Annotated in this window: 16 protein-coding genes and 1 pseudogene; 8 read left to right on the top strand and 9 right to left on the bottom strand. The window is 66.7% G+C overall.

Annotation, left to right across the window (positions count from 1 at the left end; all coding sequences use genetic code 11):
- Positions 1-142 precede the first annotated feature (142 nt).
- From paaY to feaR, 3 genes are all read left to right on the top strand, one after another.
- Positions 143-739, top strand: coding sequence for a phenylacetic acid degradation protein PaaY (gene paaY / locus RTW82_RS13040; RefSeq protein ID WP_043247186.1), 597 nt, complete (start codon positions 143-145; stop codon positions 737-739).
- Between the two features lie 67 nt (positions 740-806).
- Entirely contained in the window at positions 807-1730 is a 924-nt protein-coding gene (gene paaX / locus RTW82_RS13045) for a phenylacetic acid degradation operon negative regulatory protein PaaX (protein WP_316925334.1), read from the top strand.
- 156 nt (positions 1731-1886) lie between these two features.
- A complete protein-coding gene (feaR, locus tag RTW82_RS13050) occupies positions 1887-2801 on the top strand; it encodes a transcriptional regulator FeaR (protein WP_031286962.1) in 915 nt (304 codons plus the stop codon).
- Positions 2802-3405: 604 nt separating this feature from the next.
- Here feaR and RTW82_RS13055 read toward each other — a convergent pair.
- The 9 genes from RTW82_RS13055 to RTW82_RS13095 all read right to left on the bottom strand — a co-directional run bounded on the left by RTW82_RS13055 (position 3406) and on the right by RTW82_RS13095 (position 16833).
- Positions 3406-4206, bottom strand: coding sequence for a YfaP family protein (locus RTW82_RS13055; protein ID WP_271660104.1), 801 nt, complete (start codon positions 4204-4206; stop codon positions 3406-3408).
- Between the two features lie 5 nt (positions 4207-4211).
- Positions 4212-5831 carry a DUF2300 domain-containing protein gene (locus RTW82_RS13060; RefSeq protein WP_316925502.1) on the bottom strand — a complete coding sequence of 540 codons (1620 nt, stop codon included), beginning with the start codon at positions 5829-5831 and terminating at the stop codon, positions 4212-4214.
- A gap of 28 nt (positions 5832-5859) precedes the next feature.
- The gene (locus tag RTW82_RS13065) at positions 5860-10428 is read right to left on the bottom strand and encodes an alpha-2-macroglobulin (protein ID WP_316925335.1); all 4569 of its coding nucleotides are present in this window, start codon (positions 10426-10428) and stop codon (positions 5860-5862) included.
- Entirely contained in the window at positions 10425-11087 is a 663-nt protein-coding gene (locus tag RTW82_RS13070; protein ID WP_271660102.1) for a DUF1175 domain-containing protein, read from the bottom strand. Before RTW82_RS13070 ends, RTW82_RS13065 begins: the two co-directional genes overlap by 4 nt.
- Positions 11072-12763 carry a DUF2138 domain-containing protein gene (locus RTW82_RS13075; RefSeq protein WP_316925336.1) on the bottom strand — a complete coding sequence of 564 codons (1692 nt, stop codon included), beginning with the start codon at positions 12761-12763 and terminating at the stop codon, positions 11072-11074. Before RTW82_RS13075 ends, RTW82_RS13070 begins: the two co-directional genes overlap by 16 nt.
- 35 nt (positions 12764-12798) lie before the next feature.
- A complete protein-coding gene (locus RTW82_RS13080) occupies positions 12799-13590 on the bottom strand; it encodes a YfaP family protein (protein WP_043246079.1) in 792 nt (263 codons plus the stop codon).
- Positions 13591-13707: 117 nt separating this feature from the next.
- Positions 13708-14649: an AEC family transporter gene (locus tag RTW82_RS13085; RefSeq protein ID WP_043246081.1), complete on the bottom strand. Its 942-nt coding sequence runs from the start codon at positions 14647-14649 to the stop codon at positions 13708-13710.
- A 344-nt stretch (positions 14650-14993) separates the two neighbouring features.
- Complete coding sequence (locus RTW82_RS13090; protein WP_021217751.1) at positions 14994-15554, bottom strand: response regulator transcription factor; 561 nt, start codon at positions 15552-15554, stop codon at positions 14994-14996.
- Positions 15555-15576: 22 nt separating this feature from the next.
- Positions 15577-16833: an ATP-binding protein gene (locus RTW82_RS13095; protein WP_184488672.1), complete on the bottom strand. Its 1257-nt coding sequence runs from the start codon at positions 16831-16833 to the stop codon at positions 15577-15579.
- Positions 16834-17069: 236 nt separating this feature from the next.
- On the opposite strand from RTW82_RS13095, the gene RTW82_RS13100 reads away from it, so the two are divergent.
- From RTW82_RS13100 to RTW82_RS13120, 5 genes and pseudogenes are all read left to right on the top strand, one after another.
- Positions 17070-17783 carry an SIMPL domain-containing protein gene (locus tag RTW82_RS13100; protein WP_043246084.1) on the top strand — a complete coding sequence of 238 codons (714 nt, stop codon included), beginning with the start codon at positions 17070-17072 and terminating at the stop codon, positions 17781-17783.
- Positions 17784-18009: 226 nt separating this feature from the next.
- The gene (locus RTW82_RS13105; protein ID WP_184488671.1) at positions 18010-19611 is read left to right on the top strand and encodes an ABC transporter substrate-binding protein; all 1602 of its coding nucleotides are present in this window, start codon (positions 18010-18012) and stop codon (positions 19609-19611) included.
- 54 nt (positions 19612-19665) lie between these two features.
- Positions 19666-21255 carry an ABC transporter substrate-binding protein gene (locus RTW82_RS13110; RefSeq protein ID WP_316925337.1) on the top strand — a complete coding sequence of 530 codons (1590 nt, stop codon included), beginning with the start codon at positions 19666-19668 and terminating at the stop codon, positions 21253-21255.
- A gap of 56 nt (positions 21256-21311) precedes the next feature.
- A pseudogene (locus RTW82_RS13115) lies at positions 21312-21451 on the top strand (aldehyde dehydrogenase family protein); the annotation flags it as partial.
- A gap of 295 nt (positions 21452-21746) precedes the next feature.
- Positions 21747-23246, top strand: coding sequence for an RHS repeat protein (locus RTW82_RS13120; protein WP_316925338.1), 1500 nt, complete (start codon positions 21747-21749; stop codon positions 23244-23246).
- The last annotated feature ends 6 nt before the right edge of the window (positions 23247-23252 follow it).

Here is a 23252-nt window from a genome sequence, read left to right on the forward strand (position 1 = left end):
CGATTGCCTGCTTTATCCGATAAAAATGATGTGATACAAGTTGCGTCATCCGTCGCATCGCTTTCCGTTGCGGCATCGCCCTGCGAGGACCGACCATGAGCCGCCTGTTCCCTCTACAGCCCGTCGCGCGGGGTGTCGCGCCATGACCTGCTACAGCCTCGACGGCCTGGTTCCGGTGGTGGACCCGAGCGCCTACGTGCACCCTTCGGCGGTGCTGATCGGCGACGTGATCATCGGCCCCAACTGTTATGTGGGCCCGCTGGCCAGCCTGCGTGGCGACTTCGGGCGGATCGTCCTGGAGGAGGGCGCCAACATCCAGGACACCTGCGTGATGCACGGCTTCCCGGAAAGCGACACGGTGGTGGAGCGCAACGGCCATATCGGCCATGGCGCGGTGCTGCACGGTTGCCGCATCGGCGAGGACGCCCTGGTGGGAATGAATGCCGTGGTGATGGATGGCGCGCAGATCGGCGCCCGTTCGTTCGTTTCCGCCGCTGCCTTCGTCAAGGCGCGCTTCGAGTGCCCGGAGCAGTCCCTGGTCATGGGCGCGCCGGCGCAGGTGAAGCGTCGCCTCAGCGACGAGGAGGTGGCCTGGAAGCAGCGCGGCACCCAGGAGTACCAGGCGCTGGCGCGGCGCTGCATGGCGAGCATGGTGGCCTGCGAGCCATTGGCGGCGGTGGAGGCCGATCGCCCGCGCAACCGCGTCGACGGCCTGCGTCCGAAGGGGGAGTCGGCATGAGTGCGACTGTGGTCAGCGCGCCGATGCGGCGGGTATATTCGGCAACTTTCCAGCGCCCGGTTCGCCCATGACGTCCCTCGCTCCCCTGCAGCACCTCATCACCCGCTTCCAGGAGCAGACGCCGCTGCGCGCCAGCTCGCTGATCATCACCCTCTATGGCGATGCCATCGAACCCCACGGCGGCACCGTGTGGCTGGGCAGCCTGATCCAGCTGCTGGAACCCATTGGCGTCAACGAGCGGCTGATCCGCACCTCGATCTTCCGCTTGACCAAGGAAGGCTGGCTCACCGCCGAGAAGGTCGGCCGGCGCAGCTACTACAGCCTCACCGGCACCGGGCGGCGGCGTTTCGAGAAGGCCTTCAAGCGCGTGTACAGCTCCAGCCTGCCGGCCTGGGACGGCTCCTGGTGCCTGGTGATGCTCTCGCAGCTGCCCCAGGAAAAGCGCAAACAGGTGCGCGAGGAGCTGGAGTGGCAAGGTTTTGGTGCGGTTTCTCCCATCGTGCTGGCCTGCCCGCGCTGCGACCGCATGGACGTGAACGCCACCCTGCAGGACCTCGACGCCCTGGAGGAAACCATCGTCTTCGAGACCACCGCCCAGGACGTCCTGGCGTCCAGGGCCCTGCGCATGCAGGTTCGCGAGAGCTGGAACATCGACGAGCTGGCGACCCACTACAGCGAATTCATCCAGCTGTTCCGCCCGCTCTGGCAGGCGCTGCGGGAACAGGAAGCGCTGCAGCCGCAGGACTGCTTCCTGGCACGAACCCTGCTCATACACGAGTACCGCAAATTGCTGCTGCGCGACCCGCAGCTGCCCGACGAGCTGTTGCCGGGCGACTGGGAAGGCCGTGCGGCGCGCCAGCTGTGCCGCAACATCTATCGCCTGGTGCATGCCAAGGCCGAGGAATGGCTCAATGGCGCCCTGGAAACCGCCGACGGCCCGCTGCCGGATGTCGGCGAAAGTTTCTATCGGCGGTTCGGCGGGCTTAAATAGGGCTCCTGTCTCGAAATGCCCTGGAGGGCGAAGTGCTTGGCGTGATCCGCCGGGCCGCACCGCAGGTTGCGGGATGGCACGGAGGAAGAATGAACGAAGGTCGCCTCGATGCGGCCTTGAATAACAATAAGAAAGCTAGCCAGAGGCTCCATGGCCATGACTGCACGTGCACTGAGAACCGACCGCTTCGACGAATGGTTGCAGCGGATCAATCAGGTTTGCGGGCGCTTCTGCGCCAAGACCCTCGGGGAGGAATTCTCCGGGGCGGTCCGCGAATACAAATCCGGCGCGATCAAGCTCAGCTTCGTCGACGTCGCCCAGGCCCGGCTTTACCGTACCGAGCATGAGGTGGCGCAGAGCGACAGCCGACACTTCTTCGCCGCCTTCCAGCTGCAGGGCGAGTCGAACATGGAGCAGGGCGGCAACCGCGTGCGCCTGGCCCCTGGCGACATCACCCTGATCGACTCCTCGCTGCCCAGCGACTTCACCTACGGCGCCAACTCCCGGCAGCTGTCGCTGATCCTGCCGCGCCACCTAGTGGAGCAGAACCTGCGTTACGGCAGCGTGCGCTGCGCGCAGAAGATCGCCGCCACCTCGCCCATCGCGCTGCTCACCCATCGGCTGATCCTCGAGGCCAGCCAGCACGAGTGCCTCAGCCAGCACGAGAGCGAGGCGACCCTGGAGGCGGTGGTCAGCCTGCTGCGCCCGGCTATCAGTGCCGCCGAAGGCGATGCCGATCCCCATGAGCGGGCGTTCCGCAAGACCCTGGACTTCATCGATGCGCACATCCGCTCCGAGGAGCTCTGCCCCGAGCTGCTGGCTCGCGAGGTGGGGGTTTCGGTGCGCGGCCTGTACCGCATGTTCTCGCGCAAGGGGCTGGTGGTGGCGCAGTACATCAAGAACCGCCGGCTGGATTTCTGCGCCGAGTCCCTGCGCCTGGGCGCCGCCGAGCACAAGCTCTCGGCCCTCGGCTACTCCTGGGGCTTCTCGGACTCCAGCTACTTCTCCACCGCCTTCAAGGCGCGCTTCGGCGTCTCCCCCGGCGAGTACCGCAAGCGCTACCAGCACTGATTGGCCTGTGCGCGACGCTGTAGGGGCGAATTCATTGGCTCTGTCTGCGTTAAGTGTTGCGAGAGGATTTGAGCCCAGCTGATTGCCGAGTTCTGCTGGTGCTTTTGGTTTCGCCCACCCGGGCGAGTCCCTTTTCTCAGTCGCCAGAAAAGGAACCAAAAGGGCTTGCCCCATCATCCGGCCCCGGCTTCGCTGGGGTTCCCTCACTCCATCGTCGTTACTCGCTACGCTCGCCCTTCGGGCCGCACTGAAGTGCGTTCGCCGCAAGCGTCGTCTGGGGGCCGGCGCGATGGGCCATCCATGGCCTGGCGCGCCTCTCGCGGCATCCATGCCGCTCGTCCCCCGGCGCAACGACTGCGTTCGGCCTCCTGGAGGGGCCTTGGCGGCTGCTCCAACTTTCTTCGTCCAGCGCATCGCCACGTGGTGCGCACAGGCTTTCGTAGGATGGTGTAGAGCGAAGCGAAACCCATGCGGTGGAGGTGGCACAAACCCTTGGGTGCCCGGAAAGGGCCGTGCTTGAGCGCCTGAGTTAAAACCACAACAGCTAACGCCGACAGAGCCAATTCATTCGCCAAGCGGCGCGCAGCGCCGCCATGCCTAGCGATTAGGGATAACTGAAGCTCTTCACCAGGGTCAGCTCCCCCGGCTGGCGCATGGGCACGAGGAAGCTCTGCTGCTTCTCGTTGGCCGTGCCCTCTTCGCTGATCACGGTGATCTGGCCGATGGTCAGCGCCTGGCCCGGCGAGCTGCTTCCGTCCTCTTCGCTGCGGTAACCACCACCGTAGTAGTTCACGTAGACCAGGTACTGGCCCTTGAGCGGGGTCGGCGTGGCGATCATTTCCGGGCCGTAGCCGGTGGTCACGTCCACGTCCAGGGCCGCGCCGTTGGCCAGGGAGCGCTCGCCGTACCACACATGGCCACCATCCGGGGTCACCAGGTGCAGGTCGAGGTCGGTGTTGTCGCTGTCCCAGGACAGCACCACCCGCAGGCGCGCCGAGGCCCCGCCGCGACCGAGGCTATAGAACTGCACGCGGCGCTTCTGCTGGCCGTCGGGGCTGCGCACCTCAACGCTGTTACTGCCCCCCGGGAACACGAAGGGGCGGTCGAAGCCGCCGTCCTCATTGATCTTCAGCGGCATGTCGATGCCGTTGACCACCAGCCGGCCCGGGCCCTGCGGAGCCTTGGCCAGGCCCGTGATGGCGCCCTTGATGCGCGCGGTGTCGGCCTGGTCCTCGGCGACGTTCACCGAGGACGCCGGGTAGTTCACCTGCTGCATGAAGTGCTCGCCGTTGCCGCTGCCTTCGCGCCAACCGCCACGGGGCGTGTCGAGGCGCACCTCGGCACTGGCGGCCAGGGGGATCAGGCTGAGAAGCAAGGGGGCGAGGTATCCGGGGCGCAGGCGCATGGGGGTCATTCCAGTAACAGGTGGCGGGCGAGGCGTTCGACGTAGTCTTCGTCCTGGCCGTTGGGGTGGGCTTCGAAGGCCAGGTGCAGGTATTCGTGGGTCAGGTCGAGGCGGTCCTGCAGGGAGAACAGGCCGCGCACGAAGATGCGCCGCCGCTCGCGGTCGACATGGGGCTTGCCGGACGCCAGGCGGCACACGGCGAATTGCTGGATCTCGTCATAACCGGGCTCGGCATCCAGGATCGCGCGCCAGCCGCGGCGCTGCGTGCGCAGCCACTCCTCGGCATTGGGCAGCCCCTGGCAGGCGGCCACGGGCTTGTCCCAGCGGCTGAGGCTGGCACGGGGAAAGGCGCGGGCGAGGATGGCGTCGTAGCGCAAGCCATCGCCGGCCTGCTGCACCGCCTGTTGCCAGGCCAGGCGATCGGGCCCCGGCTTGTCGCTGTGATAGGTCACCGGGCTGCCGGCCAGTACCAGGTCGGCGGTCCAGGCGGCGATGGCGCGGGCCTCGGCGGTGGCCGGGCGTGGCGCCACGCGCTGGTTGGCGCTGCTGTCGTCGATGGTCAGGCACTCGCCACGGCGGCCGGCGTTCTGTTGCAGGTAGCTGCGGATGGCTACGGCCAGGGCCTTGGCCGCCTCCGCCGGCTGCGCCGAGGCTTCGCGTTGCAGCACGCGGGCCACGTAGTCCTCGCGTTGCAGGTGGGCGGTGAGCGTCTGGGCATCGCCCTGGCCTTCGAGGAACAGCTCGCCGTCGCTTTCGATACCCAGGCGGTTGCCATTGGCGAACTCCACCTCATAGTGCCCGCGTAGCATGCCCGGCGCCACGGCGGCGGCCTGCCCCTCGCGGCGTACCTGGCGCACCGGGTAGCGGGTGAACAGATCGACTTCGACGCAGGCGCCGGTTTCCGCTGGCCAGGTCGTGGGCAGTGTCTGCCCGAGTATCTCGGCGTAATCCTTGAGCACCCGCTGACTGGTACCCGGGCCACCGGCCCAGATCGGCGTGCCATCGGCCAGCCAGCCGGCGAAGCCGCCCTGGCGCGCCTGGGCATCGCCATCGGCCAGCCAGCTCCAGGTCTTGGCCCGCAGGCGCCCACCCAGGGCGCCCAGGGTGGCGGAATCGGGGGCCGACAGGGGCACGTCGAGCAGCACCTGGCGCGCCTGGGCCTGGGCCGGCAGGTGGGCCAGCTCGTCCAGCAGCTCGCCCACCGGCACCCGGGCCTGGGGCTGCAGCTGGTCCAGCCGCTGCAGCCAGCCGGCGCCCTGGCGCTCATGCCAGTAGCGCGACCAGTCGGCAGGGTCGAGGTGCAGTTCGGGGGATGAGAAGTACAGGCCGCAGGACTTCACCAGCGCCTGGTCCCGGTCGATGCGCTCGCCGGGGTTGCAGCAATAGACCTCGTCGCGGTCCTGGCCCTTGCATTGGTAGCCGGGGTCGGGGCGCGCGTTATCCACGAGGTAGGCGTAGATGAACAGTTTCCACAGGCTGCCCAGGGGCGTCTGGTGCTCGGCGGGCAGCGGCCCGCGCGTGAGCACCCGGCTGCGGTCCAGCTGCAGCAGCTCATTGCCCTGGGGCCCACGCCAGGCGAGGTTCAAAGGCGCCTCGCCCGCGTGAAGCAACGGGGCCGCCAGCATCAGCAGGGCCCCGGCCAGATGTCGCGTCCTAGTCAACCTTGATCCGTCCGAGCGCAGGTTCGCTCTCCAGCGCCTGCTCCTGGGGAGCGTAGAGGCGCTGGTAGCGGGCCGGCGGCAGTTCGAAGGAACCTTTCTGCGAGAAGCGCACCAGGTGTTGCAGCACCACGCTGCCTTGCAGGCTGTCCACCGGCACCGCGTAGAGCAGTTGGCCCGGCTCGTTGCGCGCGCGCTCCAGGGTTTCGGCTTCCTCGCCACCCAGACCGGAGATCTTGATGCCCCAGGTGGTGCGCTCGACATCGGCGCCCGGCGGCAGCGGCACTTCCAGCATGCCGTAGCGCAGCGCGCGCTCGCCCTTGCTGGTGAGCACGATGGTGTCCAGGTAGAGGTCGTCGCTGGAGATGTCTTCCGGCTTCACCTCCTCGGCGGTGAAGTTGAAAGCCTCATCGCTGGGGACCAGGCGCAGCAAGCGGCGGGAAATCTCCACGTCCAGCTTCACCGGGGTGGCCTGGGCGCTGTTGAAGTCCAGGCGCACGTCCACCGGGTGCGGCAGGTCGGCCGGCAGTTCCAGCTCGCTCGGCACGCCCTGGCCTTGCCACAGCCAGTAGCCTTCGCCACTGGTGCCTTCGGCCGCGTGCCAGTCGCCCTGGGGCTTGAGGACGATGTCTTCGCTGTCCTGGCCGAGGGAACGCTGCAGCCAGGTCAGCGCCAGGGCGCGTTCCAGGGTGGCCTGGCCGGGTGCCAGACGCTTGAGCAGCGAGGCGGCGCGTTCGCGGTCGGCACCGTTGACGTACAGGCCGATGGCCTCGCCAAAGGGCTGCTGGCTGGCGGCCAGGCGTTCGCGGGCGGCGCCGACCTGGGCGGCCAGTGCGTCCGGCACCTGGACCTGCACCTGGCGCGCCAGGCCAACGGTGAGTACCCGCGCGGCGGCAAGGCCCAGGGCCGAATCCGGCGCGGTCATCACCAGGCTCTGGCTGCCGTCGTCCGACAGGGCCTGGTCGCTGCCCTCCCCGGCGGCGGCCAGGTCGGCCATCAGGCCCTCCATCAGGGTATTGACCGGCAGTTGCATCTCGCGGGCGAAGCCGAGGATCAGCGCACGTTGCAGCAACGGCGTGGTCGGCGCCTGGGCGGCGTAGACGTCCAGCACGCGCTGCCAGTGTTCCGCCGGCAGTTGCACCTCCAGGGCGCGGCTGGCGTACCAGTCGGCGTAGTAGGCGTAGGCGGTGAGGAAGGCATCGGCATCCGCCTCGTCGCCCCACCAGGTGAAGGACGCTTCGGGGCCGGCCATCTGCACCAGGCGCAGGCGGCTGTTCTGCATGATCAGGCGCAGGCGGTCGCGCACGCGCGGCTCGCCCTGGGCCAGGGTCGGGTAGGCCAGGGCCAGCGGCAGCAGGCGGCTGGCGGTCTGCTCGACGCCGCCGTAGGGGTAGCCGAGCAGGTCGTCCAGGGCGCCTTTGAACAGGGAGCGGCCACTGTCGTCGAGACGCAGGCGGATGGCGCTGGCGTCAGCCGGCAGGCCCAGTTCGGTCTTGCCGGCGTAGGCGACGACGGTCTTCGCCTGGGCGCTCTGCCAGCCGCTGGCGGCCAGGTGCAGGGCGACGTCCAGGGCGTCGACGGCCTGGCCGTCCTGCACCAGCTCGGCGTGGAAGTCACCATTCACCAAAGCGGTCTCGGCCAGGGGCAGGTAGTTGATGCCCTTGGCCAGCTCCACCGGGGTGCGCTGTTCCTGGCCATTGTAGCGGGTCACCAGCTCGGCCTTGGTCGCGGCCTCGCCCTGGTTGAAGGCGAACAGGCCGAGGGCCGGCTTGTCGCCGCCACGGTAGGTGGCCGGGCCGCTCCACTTCAGGTACAGCGGCTTCTCGGAACGCACGAACTGGCGCTTCTGGCCGACCTGGCCATCGGCGTTGACGGCGCGGGCGGTGATGCGCCAGCGGGTCAGCGAGTCGGGCATGCGGAAGCTGAAGCGGGCCTTGCCGTCGGCGTCGGTGACCAGGTCCGGCTGCCAGGAGGCGGTGTCCACTTCCTCGCGGCGCGGACGCTCCAGCACCTTCACGCCACGGTCGCTGCGGTTGGCGCGGCCCGGGGCGCTGGGCGTGCCGGGCAGGGCCAGGTCATAGGCGATGAACGACAGGCTGGCGTTGGTGCGCACGTTGTTGCGGCGCGGGTGGTAGAAGAACTGGTCGATGCCCGGGGCGATCTCCGGCTGCAGCGCGTAGATCATCTCGTCCACCACGCTGACGGTGAGGCGCGAGGCGGTCGGCTTGCCGGCGTAGCGGGTGGTCAGCTCGACGGTGACCATGTCGCCGGGGCGCGCGGTTTCCTTGTCGGCGACGATCTGGATGTCGATCTGCGGCGTCGCCACCTTGATGCCGGCGTTCTGGAAGCTGTAGTCGCCGCCACGGGTGTAGAGCGCGGAGAAGGTGATGTTCGGCGAGAAGGTCTCGCCCACCGGAATGCGCGCGCGGTACTGGGTGTCGGACAGGCGCTCCAGCTTCAGCCAGCTGGCGCCCTTGGACAGCAGCGCGGTGGCCTCGACCTTGTCGCGCTCCAGGGTCAGCAGCGCATCGCTCACCGGCTCGGGGAAGGTGATCAGGGCCAGGGCCTCGTCACCGGCCTGGTACTCGGCCTTGTCCAGCACGATCTCGATGGTGCCGGCCACGGACTTGACGCCCTCGCCGCTCACCGAGTGGCCGGTGGCGCCGAGGATCAGGTCGTGCTCGTCCTTGAGGGTGATGCTGTAGGTGCCGGGGCGCTCGAACTTGAGGTCGAAGCCCTCGTCACCGGCGGACAGGCTGCCGCTGTGGCTGCTCTGGTCTTCCAGGCGCACCCAGTCGTAACGCGCCGGCTTCAGCTCGGTGGGGCGTTCGCTGCGGTAGGTGAAGCGCACCGATTCGCCGGTGCTGCTGAAGCGCTGCGGGGCGCTCAGGACATAGCGGGCGGCGCCGCGCTCGATGAGGATTTCCTTGCTGGTCTTGACCCGGTACGCGGCGCCATCGCTGGCGAACACGGTGAGCAGGTAGCGGCTGGGCTTCTCCGCGGCCGGCAGGTCGAACTCGGCACGGCCCTTGGCGTCGGTGGACAGCTCGCTGCTGGTCAGCTCAACGGGGAACTGGCCGAGGTACTGCAGTTCGTTGTCGATCATCGACAGCTGCTGGGCGCGCAGGCTCAGCTGCACATTGGCGTTGACCACCGGCTTGCCGTCCGGGTAAAGCAGCACCAGGGCGCCCTTGATCGGCTCGCCGGTGCGGAAATCGGGCTTGGCCAGGTCCAGCGACACCTCGAAGTGCGGCTTGATGTAGTCGGCGACGCGGAAGGCGCTGCTGTAGACCTGGTCGCGGTAGGTGAAGCGCAGCTCGTAGCCACCGGCCACGGCGTTCTGCGGCAGCTGGAAGCGGCCGGCGGTGCCGGAGCTGGATTCCAGCTTCAGGTCCAGGGTCTGCAGCTGGGTGCCGTTGGCATCCAGCACGGCGAGCTTGACCGGTGCGGCGCCGGGCGCCACCGAGTCACGGGCGTTCTTGAATTCGCGGCCGACGATCTTCACTTCCACCCAATCGCCCGGACGGTACAGCGGGCGGTCGGTGAAGGCGTAGAGCTTGGTGTCGTAGATCTCGCTGTCGTAATAGAAGTTCTCGGAAACGAACACGCCGCCTTCGGCGTCCTCGCCCAGCACGTAGGAGCGCTCCGGGCTGGCATGGCCGAGGCGCAGCAGGCCTTCGGCATCGGTGCTGCCGCTGGTCATCACGCCCAGCCCATCGGTCCACAGCACCTTGGCCCCGGCGACTGGGGTGCCTTCATGCTTGCGCGCGGTCCATACCAGCAGCTCGCCGCCGGTGATCTTGCTCACGGCGACGGTGTTGGAGACGAATACCACTGTGGTGGCGCGGTACTTGCCGACTATGGCTTCGGCCAGGTACAGACCCGGCTTGAGCTTGCCCAGGGGGATGTAGACGTTGCCCGGCTGGGTGCTGGTGAACTGGCTGGAGGAGCCGGCCAGCTCGACGCCCTTCGGCGGCTCGATGGGCTTGGCTTCCCACAGCGGGTAGCGGAACTGCGCGACCAGGGGCAGGCCCTTCATGGGGGCGTACTGCACCTGCGGGGTGAACTCGGTGGGGGTGCGGATGGCATCGCCCATCTTCAGCTCGGGGGCTTCCTCGGTGACCTGCTTGCGCGACTCGTAGGAGAAGGCGCGCTGCATCACCCGCCGCGACTTGCGGTACCAGTTGTCCCACAGGTAGCCGAGGGTGTTGGACAGGCCCTCGCCCTTGAAGTCGCCCTCGGCGACCACGCGGTGCAGGTTCTTCTGGCGCTTGAGGAAGTCCAGCGGGTTGTCGATGCGGTACACCCGCACGTCGACGCCGCCGTAGCCTTCCATGCGGTAGCGGCGGTAGTCGCGGCCCGGCGCTTCGAGGCGCACCTTGGCCACCTCATCGGCGGCGAAGCTGCTGTCGGAGAGCAGGAAGAAGGATTCCCCCGCGAGCGGCGTGTAGCCGCTGGACGGCACCTCGTCCTCGGCCTGGGCGCTGCCGAAGGGCAAGGCCAGGGCGAGCAGGGCCGCCGCCGATAGGGAGGCGGCGCGGCGCAGCAGGCGGGCGGCAGTCATCGGGAGAGGAAGTGCAGCCGATAGATGCCGATAAAGTTGGGGTTGGATTCGTCGGGGATCCATCGGGTGTCCTTCCATGTCATGAGTTGTTGCAGGCTCACGGAGCGCATGCCGTTATCGGTCGGCGTGGTGGTTCCGGTGTGGTACGCGATGTCGCGGCCCATCCAGATCATCAGGTGCTGCTCGTCGCCCTGGTCGAAGAAGATCAGGTCGCCGGGCCGCGCCTGGTTGAGGTCACGGCCGGCGAACCGGCTGTTGTACTGGATCAGCTTGATGGCATTCACATAGGGCCCGACCTTGCCGCCGCCCTGCTGCCAGGTCTGCGCCAGGCGGCGCTGGCCCTCGCTGAGGTCCAGCTCCGGCGGCAGGTAGCGGTTGGAGAGGCCATTGGCGCGCAGCCACTTGCCGTCATGGGGCTTGAGCGCCTCGTTGGCGGCGAAGCGCACCAGGCCGGCGCAGTCCTGCTGGTGCCAGCGCGGGCTCGGCCCCTGGCGCAGCTGCTCCTGGGCGATGCGCACGAACCAGGCGCGGAACACCTGGGACTGCTCGGCGTCCAGGGCGGGAACGTCGTCGGCGCGCAGGGCCAGGCTCCACGCCATCAACAGCGCGGCGAAGCCCAGCGGCAGGCGGGCCAGGGTGCGGGTCACAGCGGGCGCCATTCCAGCGGCAGCCATTGCCAGTCGGAACCGGCCTTGGTGCCTTCGGGCAGCGCCAGGGCGTACTTGCCGTGGCCACCGAGGGCCCGCAGCTTGGGCAGCAGGTGGGTTTCGGCAGCGTTGCGGAACACCGGCTCGTAGTTGCTCGGCAGGCTGTCGAGGGTCTCGCGCTCGAGCAGCTTGGACAGGCCATCCGGGGCCATGAAGGCCGGCACCAGGGCGTCCTTGGGCAGGGTCTCGGCCAACGGCGGGAAGCGCTTGTCGAGGGTATCCAGGCCCTTGGTCACCAGCTTGTCGTCGAGGGAGAACAGCAGGGTGTCGCCATGGCGCGCCAGGCTCACGCGGAAGAAGCCGGTGGAGCCCAGGGCGTCCGGGTTGGCGTTCTCGCTGGCGGGGTACTGGCCGAAGTTGGAGCCGACGTCGCGGGTCCAGCGGCGGGTCGGGCCATTGGTCTGGTCGTCCACCGGGAAGCGGCCGCCTTCGACATAGGGCTCGTAGGCGCCGATCACCGAGCCGAACAGGCCCTCGATGGCGGTATCCAGTTCAGGCGTGGCCGCCTCGCCCAGCTGGGTGACCAGCAGCGGCGAGTGCAGGCGCGACTCGGCGTACCAGCACAGACCGGCCGCGCCGTTCAGGCGTTTCTCCAGCTCGGCGGCAACGTCCTTGCCGCCACCGACGCGGTCCAGCAGTTTGCCGGGCACACCCGGGGCCACCGGCAGGGCCACGCAGGCACTGGCGCCCATGGGCATGGCCTTCCAGATGGGGGTGAAGTCGAAGGCTGGCTGATCGTCGATCTCGTTGAGGGCGACGTAGCTGTGCCAGCCCTTGTCGTCCATCTCGAAACGCAGCCCGGCGAAGGACGGGAAGAAGCGCTGGTAGCCGAAGGCGACGTACTCGCCGGACAGGGCGATGCGCTGCTGCTCGGTGCCACGGGCATCCAGGCCGAAGCGCTCGGGGAAGGGATTCTCGCCGTCGAGCAGGGATTCCACCGACTCGGTGGCGTCCTTGGCCAGCTGGCCGGCCTCGTCCATCAGCATGCCGGGGCTGGACAGCACCAGCAGCTTGTCGCCGTGGCTGGCCAGCAGCACGGAGCGGTCGCCCAGGTAGCTCAGGCGGTAGAGCGGCACGGAGTCGCCGTCCACGCGCAGTTCGCCGGCCTGGCTCAATTGGCTGTCGTCGAGGGCGATGTGGGCCAGGGGCTCCAGCACCCGCGCCAGGCCGCCACGCTCGATGGTCAGCAGCACGTGCTTGAGCTTGCCGTCGGCGCCGCGCCACAGGGCGACTTCGGCGGGCTGGTCGAGCAGTTCGTCCAGCAGCGTGTCCTGCAGCTTGAGGTCACGCTCGTAGATGATCCGGCGCAGGCTGCCGGACAGCCCGAGGCGATCGGCGTTGTCCTGGTAGTAGAAGACGAAGTCCTCGGTCAGGGTGTCGCGCAGCAGCGGCACGGCGAGGATGTCCTTGGGCAGGCGGCTCAGCGAGACGCTCTCGATCAGCGCGTCGGGGCGCTTGAGGTCGAGGCCCAGGGCGCTCTTCTCGGCCAGCTCGCGCGGCGGTTCCTTGGAGCACCCGCCCAGCAGGCCGAAGGCGGCCAGCGGCAGCAGCAAGCCAGCGGCGAGCACGCGCGGATGGCGTGCCAGGGCCGGGCGGCGGGCCGGTTCGGGTGTGGTGGTCTGGCTCATGTCGAATAACCCCAGTTCATCCAAGCGTCGGGACATCAGAAATTGAAGGATTTGACGAGCAGCAGCTCGCCGATGGCGCGCAGCGGGACGATGAAGGTCTCGCGCTTCTCGTTCACGGTGTTCTCGTTGAACACCAGGCTGATCTGCGAGGTGATCACCTCGTTCTGGTTGCTGCCGGCATCGAAGTTGTAGCCGCCGGCGCCCAGGTTGCCCCAGTAGTTCACGTACACCAGGTAGGTGCCGTGCAGCGGCGCGGTCATGGTGAACATCTCGGGGCCCGGGCCATCGACGCTGTCGGTGTCCAGGCCGCCGCCGTTGCTCATCACCGGGTCCGCCCAGAAGGCGTGCTGACCGTCGGGGGTGACGATGTGCAGGTCGAGCTCGGCCTTGGGGTCGTCCCAGCCGAGCACCACGCGCAGGCGCGCCGGGGTGCGATGGGTGTTGGCTTCGTAGAACTGCACGCGGCGGAGGGTTTTGCCGTCGCCGGACACCACTTCCACGCCGTTGGAGCCGGCGCCGAAGGCATAGGGGCGGACGAAGCGGCCCTGGTCGTCGGTGTAGAGAGGCAGCGGGTTGCCGTTGACCACCAGGCGGTGCGGCTGGCGCACCTGGCCGATGTTGGCCAGGCGGCCCTCGATAAGGGTGCGGTTGCGCTGGCCGCCACGGTCGATGGGCGGCGTGGGGTAGGCGACGGCGGGGTTCTCGCTGCGGTCCAGCAGCCCGGCGTAGCGCCAGCCGGCAGTCGGCCCCTCCAGCGTCGCAGACGGTTCGGCAGCCTGGGCCAGGGAGGCCAGGAGCGTCAGGCAGAGCAGGAGGGGGGCGCGCATGTTTAATCCTTTAACGGCGCAAAGGCGGTGATGCTAGAGCCTGACGAGGAGCCGCGCAATCCGGGGCGATGAGGAGTCGGAAGTTCCTCACAATTTGAAACATCTAACCTCGGAAAGCTAGATCAGCCCCATCAGCTGCAAGGTCAGCAGGCCGATGTTGGTGGTAACCACCGCCGCCAGGGTGGTGACCACGATGATCGCCGCCGCCAGCTCGTGGTTGCCGTTCACCGCGCGCGCCATGACGAAGCTGGCCGCCGCCGTGGGGCTGGCGAAATACAGGAAGAGGATCGCCAGCTCGGCATTGCGGAAGCCGCAGGCCCAGGCGCCGAGCGTGGCCACCAGGGGCAGCCAGACCATCTTCATCAGGCTGGCGCTCAGCGCCATCGGTCCGCTCGCGCGCAGGGAAGCCAAAGACAGGGTGCCGCCGATGCAGATCAGCGCCAGGGGCAGGGTCATCTGGGCGAAGTACTCGCCGGAGGTGACCACCCAGGCCGGCAGCGGCAGTTGCAGGTAGGCCACCGGGATGGCCGCCAGCACGCCGATGATCAGCGGGTTGCAGAGGATGCTCTTGAACAGGCTCCAGGGGTCGGTCTTGGCGTTGGGCGCGTAGATGGCCAGCACCACCGAAGACAGGGTGTTGTAGCAGAGGATCACCACGCCCCCGAGCACCCCGCCCACCGAGAGTCCGTAGTCGCCGTACATGCTGGTGGCCAGGGCCAGGCCGATGATGCCGTTGTTGCCACGGAAGGCGCCCTGGGTGTAGACGCCGCGGTCCGCCTTCGGCACCCGCCAGGTCGCCCAGAGCCAGGCCAGGCCGAAGCACACCAGCGTGGCCAGGACGAAGTAGCCGATCAGCCGTGGCTGCAACGCCGTGCGCAGGTCGGCCTGGACGATGGCGAGAAACAGCATGGTCGGCATGGTGCCGCGGAACACCAGCGAGGACGCCGTATCGATGAAGGGCGCATCGATCCAGCGCAGGCGACGCAGCAGGACGCCGAGGAAAAGCATGGAAAAGACCGGCGCGGTGATGCCGATGATTTGCTGGACGACGGCGAACATGGAGGGGCCTGGCGCGCGGGGATAGTTAGGCGGCTAAGGATAACCAAGTCGGGGCGGGAAGTGGCTTTCGGGAAGCTTTCAGGGGGATAAAAACCGAGGGCGGCGCTGCGCGCCGCTTGGCGACTGAAGTCGCCCCTACAAGGCCTCTGCGAACCCGGGCTGCCAGGACGGCTCCGGCGTAGGGTGGAGGTCGCCTTTTACCTCCACCAGACGGGGCCAGGGTCGGCACAGGAGTGTGCCCGGGGCTCCGGCATCGATGATTTAGCAAGTAAAGGAGAAGCGGTGGGCTGAAGCCCACCCTACACATCCCTAACAAGGCGCCGAGGTTTTGTTCGGCGCCGGCGTCAGCGGCGGACCGGGCGCTTCTGCAGCTTGCGCTGCAGGGTGCGGCGGTGCATGCCCAGGGCGCGGGCGGTGGCGGAGATATTGCCGTCGTGCTCGGCCAGCACGCGCTGGATGTGCTCCCACTGCAGGCGGTCCACCGACATGGGGTTTTCCGGCACCAGGGTGTCCAGGTCCGCATGCTGGGACAGCAGCGCGGTCAGCACGTCATCAGCGTCGGCCGGCTTGCACAGGTAGTTGGTGGCACCGCGCTTGATGGCTTCCACGGCGGTGGCGATGCTCGAGTAGCCGGTGAGGATCACCACGCGCATCTCCGGGTCCAGCTCCAGCAGCTTGGGCAGCAGCACCAGGCCGGAGTCGCCGTCCATCTTCAGGTCGAGCACCGCGTAATCGGGCAGGTCGTCCTTGGCCACGACCAGGCCTTCTTCGGCCGAGCCGGCGACCGAGACCCGCAGGCCGCGGCGGCTCATGGCACGAGCCATGACGCGGGTGAAGGTGGTGTCGTCGTCCACCAGCAGGAGGTGGGGCTGCTCTTCGCCTTCGATCAGGGGTTCATCGCTCATTTCAACTCCTCGCGGGTTCAGCTCAGGCAACGCCGTAGCCTCGCGGCAGGCGCAACTCGGTGAGCGTACCGCCATCTTCATGGTTGTACAGTTTCACGGTTCCGCCGGCGCGGGTAACGCTGGCCTGGCTGAGGAACAGGCCGAGGCCGAAGCCCTTGCCCTTGGTGGTGAAGAAGGGCCGGCCGAGCTGCTCGGCGATGGCCAGAGGCACGCCGGCGCCCTGGTCGCGGATGCTCAGCACCACCCACTGGGGATCCCAGTTGAGGCGGATGTCGAGCTTGTCCGGGCAGGCGTCGGCGGCGTTGTTCAACAGGTTGAGCAGGGCCTGGGTCAGGTCGGCCGGCGGCATCAGCCGCGGTGGCAGGCCGATGCCCAGACACTGGTAGCGATAGGTGGCTTCAGGGCGCATCAGGTGCCAGCGGTTGAGGGTGACCTCCAGCCACTCCACGGCCGATTGCTCCACCACCGCCTGGCGTCGATCCGCCTCGGCGGCGCGCACCAGCTGTTGCAGGGTGTCCTTGCACAGGCGCACCTGCTCCTGCAGCAGGGCCAGGTCCTCCTGCAGGGAGGGCTTGTCGCCATACTCCCGACGCAGTTCCTTGAGCAGCACGCTCATGGTCGCCAGCGGCGTGCCCAGTTCATGGGCGGCACCGGCGGCCTGGGTGGCCACGGCCAGCAGTTGCTGGTCACGCATGCCCTCTTCGCGACGCACCGACTGCAGCTGGTCCTGGCGGCGCAGCTCCTCGGTCATCCGCGCGGCGAAGAAGGTGATCATCGCGGCGGCCAGGGCGAAGCTCAGCCACATGCCGTAGATCAGCAGCGTCTCGCGCTGGGCCACCGGCATCTCCAGCGGGTGGAACCACACCAGCAGCAAGGTGTAGGCAGCCAGCGCCATGCCCGCCAGCACCAGGGTGTAGAGCCAGGGCAGGGTCGCCGCGGCGATGGTCAGCGGCACCAGGTAGTAGGAAACGAAGGGGTTGGTCGAGCCGCCCGAGTAATAGAGCAGCACGCTGTGGATAACCAGGTCGCAGGCCAGCTGCACCGAGTATTCCAGCTCGGTGACCGGCCAGGGCCCGCGCAGGCGCAAGGCGGTGCTCAGGCACAGGACCAGGGAAACACCGAGGGTCACCGACAGCTCCAGCCAGGGCAGTTGCAGCAGCTGGGCCTTGTAGGCGAGCCCCACCGAACCGGCCTGGGCGGCCAGCACGAGGATGCGGATGAAGGTCAGGCGCAGCAGGTTCTGCCGGCTGGCGGATAACAATTGCAAGGGTGCGAGCATGGGTACTCCAGGGCGTCGGCGGAGTATAACCAAGGCGCCGCGCGCTCCGCTGATATGCGTCAACTCGCCGCATCGTCGCGCGCCTTTCGTCGGCCGACGACGGGTCGCCCTTTGGCAGTGCCCGACCGGAACGCAAAAAAAACTTCCAGGTCTTAACCCCGTTCGCAGCGGACCTGCGTCTAACCCCGTGACTGCTGCACAATCCGTGCACCCACTGCCTCTCACAAGGAGCCGTTATGCAAGCCATCACCCGCCTCGCCGCCGCCATCACCCTGTGCGCCGCGACCTTCGGCAGCCTCTCCGCCCAGGCCGAAGACGCCCGCTACAACCAGGTGGCGCTGCGCGCCGAGGTCAGCCAGGAAGTGGCCCACGACCTGATGCACGTCACCCTCTACAGCGAATCCCAGAGCGCCGACCCGGCCAAGCTCGCCGCCGAAATCACCCGCACCATCAACGCGGCGGTGGAGAAGGCCCGCGCCACCAACGGGGTATCGGTGAGCCTGGGCAGCCGCAACAGCTACCCGGTCTATGACGACAAGGGCCAGAAGATCACCGGCTGGCGCGAGCGCGCCGAACTGCGCCTGGAAAGCCCGGACTTCGCCACCCTCTCCCAGCTCAGCGCCGACCTGATGGGCAGCCTGAAGATGGGCGGCATGGACTTCAGCATCGCCGACCCGACCCGCAAGAAGAACGAAGACGCCCTGATCAAGCAGGCCGTGGACGCCTTCAAGGCCCGTGCCCAACTGGCCACCGAAGCCCTCGGCGGCAGCGGCTACAAGCTGGTCAGCCTCAACCTGAACAGCGCCGGCTTCCAGCCGCAGCCGGTGATGATGCGCGCCATGGCCGCCAAGTCGTCGATGTACGACAGCGCCCCGGCACCGGAAGTCGAAGCCGGCACCAGCCGCGTGACCGTCAACGCCGACGGCGTCATCGAGGTGCAGATGCCCTGATAACGGGCGGGAGCCGCGCTGCAACGGCGCGGCTCCCTTTCATATACGCGTCATACACGCGCCACTTCTTTTGCATATTTGCGACACCGCCGTACACCTTCGTCACAGCTTCTACACTCTCCCCTGCCCTCGGCTTGCCTCAGGCATGTGCCGTGCATAGGTTCTTGCAAGGTCCCTCACGAAGGGGCCCCTCACGATGACAACCACAACAAGACATGAGGTCAAAATGCGTAAAAACGCCGTCATCCAAGCGCTGCTCGCCGCCGGCCTGATCGCCGCCGCACCGTTCGCCAGCGCCGCCAGCAACCTGGTTTTCTGTTCCGAAGGCAGCCCGGCGGGCTTCGACCCCGGCCAGTACACCACCGGCACCGACTTCGACGCAGGCGCCGAAGCCGTGTTCAACCGCCTCACCCAGTTCGAGCGCGGCGGTACCGCAGTCGAACCCGGCCTGGCGGAGAAGTGGGACATCTCCGATGACGGCCTGACCTACACCTTCCACCTGCGCGCCGGCGTGAAGTTCCACAGCACCGACTACTTCAAGCCGACCCGCGAATTCGACGCCGACGACGTGCTCTTCACCTTCCAGCGCATGCTCGACAAGGACCACCCCTTCCGCAAGGCGTACCCCACCGAGTTCCCCTACTTCACCGACATGGGCATGGACGCCAACATCGCCAAGCTGGAGAAGCTCGACGCGCACACCGTGCGCTTCACCCTCAACACCGTGGACGCGGCCTTCATCCAGAACATGGCCATGAGCTTCGCCTCCATCCACTCGGCCGAATACGCCGACCAGTTGCTCAAGGCCGGCAAGGCCGCCGACCTCAACCAGAAGCCCATCGGCACCGGCCCCTTCGTCTTCAGCCGCTACCAGAAGGACGCGCAGATCCGCTACAAGGGCAACAAGGACTACTGGAAGCCCGAGGACGTGAAGATCGACAACCTGATCTTCGCCATCAACTCCGACGCTTCGGTGCGCTACCAGAAGCTCAAGGCCGGCGAATGCCAGATCACCGCCTACCCGCGCCCGGCCGACCTCGACGCCATGCGCAAGGACCCCAAGCTCGACGTGCCCCAGCAGGCCGGTTTCAACGTCGGCTACATCGCCTACAACATGGAGCACAAACCCTTCGACAAGCTCGAAGTGCGCCAGGCGCTGGACATGGCGGTGAACAAGCCGGCCATCATCAAGGCCGTCTACCAGGGCTCCGGCCAGCTCGCCACCAACGGCATGCCGCCGACCCAGTGGTCCTATGACGACAGCATCAAGGACCCGGCCTACGACCCCGAGAAGGCCAAGGCCCTGCTCAAGGCCGCCGGCGTCGCCGAAGGCACCGAGATCACCCTCTGGGCCATGCCGGTGCAGCGCCCCTACAACCCCAACGCCAAGCTGATGGCAGAGATGCTCCAGGCCGATTGGGCCAAGATCGGCATCAAGGCCAAGATCGTTTCCTACGAGTGGGGCGAGTACAACAAGCGCGCCAAGGCCGGCGAGCACGACGCCCTGCTGATCGGCTGGACCGGCGACAACGGTGACCCGGACAACTGGCTCGGCGTGCTCTACGGCTGCGACGCCATCGGCGGCAACAACTACTCGCGCTGGTGCGACAAGGGCTACGACAAGCTGATCAAGGAAGGCAAGGCGGTCACCGACAAGGACAAGCGCACCGCCCTCTACAAGGAAGCCCAGCAGATCCTCAAGCGCGAAGTGCCGATCACCCCGATCGCCCACTCCACCGTCAACCAACCCATGAGCAAGACGGTCAAGGACTTCCGCATCAGCCCCTTCGGCCTCAACTCCTTCTATGGCGTCAGCGTCGAGAAGTAGGCCCTGTCGGCGGGGCCGCCCGGCCCCGCCCCTCCACCCCCGAAGGGAAGCACCATGCGCCGATGCCTGTCGTCCCTCGCCCTGCTCCTGCCCCTCGCCTGCAACGCCGCCAGCTCCCTGGTGGTGTGCACGGAAGCCAGCCCCGAAGGCTTCGACATCGTCCAGTACACCGCCGCCACCACGGGTGATGCCGCTGCCGAAACGCTGTTCGACCGCCTGGTGCAGTTCGCCCCCGGCAGCACCCGCCTGCAGCCCGGCCTCGCCGAGCGCTGGGACATCAGCGCGGACGGCCTCACCTACGACTTCCAGCTGCGCCGCGGGGTGAAGTTCCACACCACGCCCTGGTTCACCCCCAGCCGCGAATTCACCGCCGACGACGTGCTCTGGAGCTTCCAGCGCCAGCTCGACCCCAAGCACCCCTGGCACGGCCTCTCGCCACGGGGCTTCCCCTATGCCGAATCCATGGCCTTCGCCCAGCTGATCGAGCGCATCGAGAAGCTCGACGACCGCCGCGTGCGCTTCGTCCTGCGCCACCCCGAGGCGCCCTTCCTCGCCGACCTGGCCATGGGCTTCACCTCCATCTACTCCGCCGAATACGCCGCCAAGCTGCTGGCCGCCGGCACCCCCGACGCCCTCAACAGCCAGCCGGTGGGCACCGGGCCCTTCGTCTTCCAGCGCTACGCCAAGGACGCCCAGGTGCGCTTCTTCGCCAACCCCGACTACTGGAACGGCAAGCCGCCCAGCGACCGCCTGCTGCTGGCCATCACCCCCGACCCGAACGTGCGCATCCAGCAGCTGCGTGCCGGTGCCTGCCAGATGGCCCTCTACCCCAAGCCCACCGACGTGCCCGCCCTGCGCGGCGCCCCCGGCGTGAAGCTGGTGGAGCAGGACGCGCTGATGGTCGCCTACGTCGCCCTCAACACCCGCCACCCACCGCTGGACGACGTGCGCGTGCGCCAGGCGATCAACCTCGCCTTCGACAAGAAGTCCTACATCCGCGCCCAGTACGGCGAAGGTGCCGCCAGCGCCGCGGTCAACCCCTACCCCGCCACCCTGCTGGGCTACAACAGCGACCTCGACCCCTGGCCCCACGACCCCGAACGCGCCCGCCAGCTGCTGGCCGAAGCCGGCCACGGCAAGGGCCTCAAGCTGTCCATCTGGACCCGCCCCGGCGGCGGCCCCACCAACCCCAACCCCGGCATCGGCGCGCAGATGCTCCAGGCCGACCTGGCCGCCGTCGGCATCCAGGCGGACATCCGCGTCTTCGAATGGGGTGAACTGATCAAGCGCGCCAAGAACGGCGAGCACGACCTGGTGTTCATGGGCTGGGTCGGCGACAACGGCGACCCGGACAACTTCCTCACCCCCAACCTCTCCTGCGCCGCCGCCAAATCAGGGGAGAACCAGGCCGGCTGGTGCGACACGAAGTTCGACGAACTGATCCGCCAGGCCCGCGCAGAAAACGACCGGGAAACACGCGCCCAGCTCTACCGCCAGGCCCTGGCGATCTTCCACGAGCAAGCCCCCTGGATCCCCCTCGCCCACCCCAGGCTGTTCAACGTCCTCACCCCCGAGGTGGAAGGCTTCCGCATGAGCCCGCTGGGGTCGAACAACTTTGCGCGGGTATGGTTGGATCGGAATTGAGCGGAGAGGAAGCGGGATAGCGGCTGGCGCCCAGGGCGCGTGAACTTATTGCTAACCCCGTCTGGGTTAACTGCCACAGCGCTCTCGACCCGGCGCTGCCGTTCGGGGGCTACAAGATGTCGGGGGTCGGGGGGAAATGGGCGCAGCTGCGATCGAGCACTACACGGAGGTGCAGTCGGAGTTGATCAGAGTGTGAGAGGAGGGGCCCGCTTTTAGAGGCGGGCCTTGGGGAGCTAAATGCATGGACCACTTTCAGCCCTGAGGACAATCCGAGTCTGGTCAGGCTAATAGGTCCTCTAAGACTGAGGCGAACAACACTCATCCCGCATCTGAACGCCTTTTTGGCCCTGCCCAAAACCAGCATGAGCGTAAAATAAACTTGACTGTAAAGCAGATTGAACCTTGAAAAGCTAAGAGACCATCAATTTATAATTGCCGCCTAAAGCAGAGCAACGCATGACGCAAGCTCTCACCGCGCTAGGACTCAAGGATTGAAGAAGTACGCATCGCTGGCAATAGCACTTTATCCTCTGCAATTCAGCCCTATGACTTCTGCACAGGAGTTCTACTGGACGTCGTTCAGCTACGTTGGCACCCATGCATCTCCAACTGCAGGCTGTATAAAAAACCTCCCAAGTACAAACCCACAACTGTTGAGGCTGAGATACTCTCATACGACTCTAACTCCAGGAGATGGCTTTCCTATCGCCAAATGCTGGGCGATTCAGTCATACTGGCAGGATAATTTTGCAACAGAATCCCTCCGCGACTATGATTTGCTATTCCGATCTGGTGATACTTGCCCACAATATCGCCAATACAACCCCACAACCGGGGAGTGCAGCAACGACGAACAGAAAGGGCCCGACTCAATCAATTCACCTGCACTATGCAGCACCCAAGACTCAAGTATAAAAACATCGATCGGAAACAACTACATATTCAGAGAAGAGCTACAGGAAAGCGGACTTAACGCCCCCCTGCAGCTACACTACAACAGTATCGACAGTTCCTGGCAGCATAGCTACTCCACTCGCTTGCGCACCAGCTCAGAAAAATATATAGCGTTAATAAAACCAACTGGCCAAGAAGAAATATTTCTCCACAACGAGAACGACACCACTCCAACCGACATCAATTCTGGAACACTAACAAAAAACAGCAGTGGATGGACCTACAAGTCTAGAGACAATAAAGACCTCCATTTCGACAGCAACGGCCGACTCATCGCTCAAAACAGCATATCGGCACATATCACACTCTCCTACCTGGACAACAAGATCACAATTACTGACCAAAATGGGAGGGTACTTGTAATTACTCAATCTGTAGACCGCCGTATTCTTAGCGCACAAGCCGGCACTCAGATTATCGACTACACCTACAGCAGAACGGGTCAATTAATAGAAGCGACACGTCGGGCCAATGGGGTCGTAACCAGCAGCAAATACTCGTATGAAGATCCGCATAATGTAGGCCTCCTCACCGGCATCACCGACGAACGCGGCGTTCGCTACGCCACCTGGACCTATGACGACCAGGGCCGCGCCATCTCCAGCGAGCATGCCGGCGGCGCCGAGCGCACCCTGGTGAGCTACAACGCCGATGGCTCCTCCACCGTCACCAACGCCCTTGGCAAGCGCACCACCTACCGTTTCCAGACCGTCCAGGGCATACGGCGCATCACCGCCATCGAAGGCGAGCCCTCGGCCAACTGCCCCAACAGCAATTCCAGCTTCACCTACGACGACCGCGGCTTGGTGAAGACCCGTACCGATAACAAGGGCAACGTCACTACCTTCGACTACAACGAGCGTGGCCTCGAAGTGTCCCGCACCGAAGCCTTCGGCACGCCCCAGGCGCGCACCGTCACCACCACCTGGCACCCGACCCTGTTCCTGCCGGCCACCGTGACCGAGCCCGACCGCATCACCACCTACAGCTACGACGACCAAGGACGACCACTCAGCCAGAGCGTAAGCCAGCGCTGATCCGCA

The organism is Pseudomonas sp. zfem005 (genome assembly GCF_032621735.1).
Classification (GTDB): domain Bacteria; phylum Pseudomonadota; class Gammaproteobacteria; order Pseudomonadales; family Pseudomonadaceae; genus Metapseudomonas; species Metapseudomonas solani.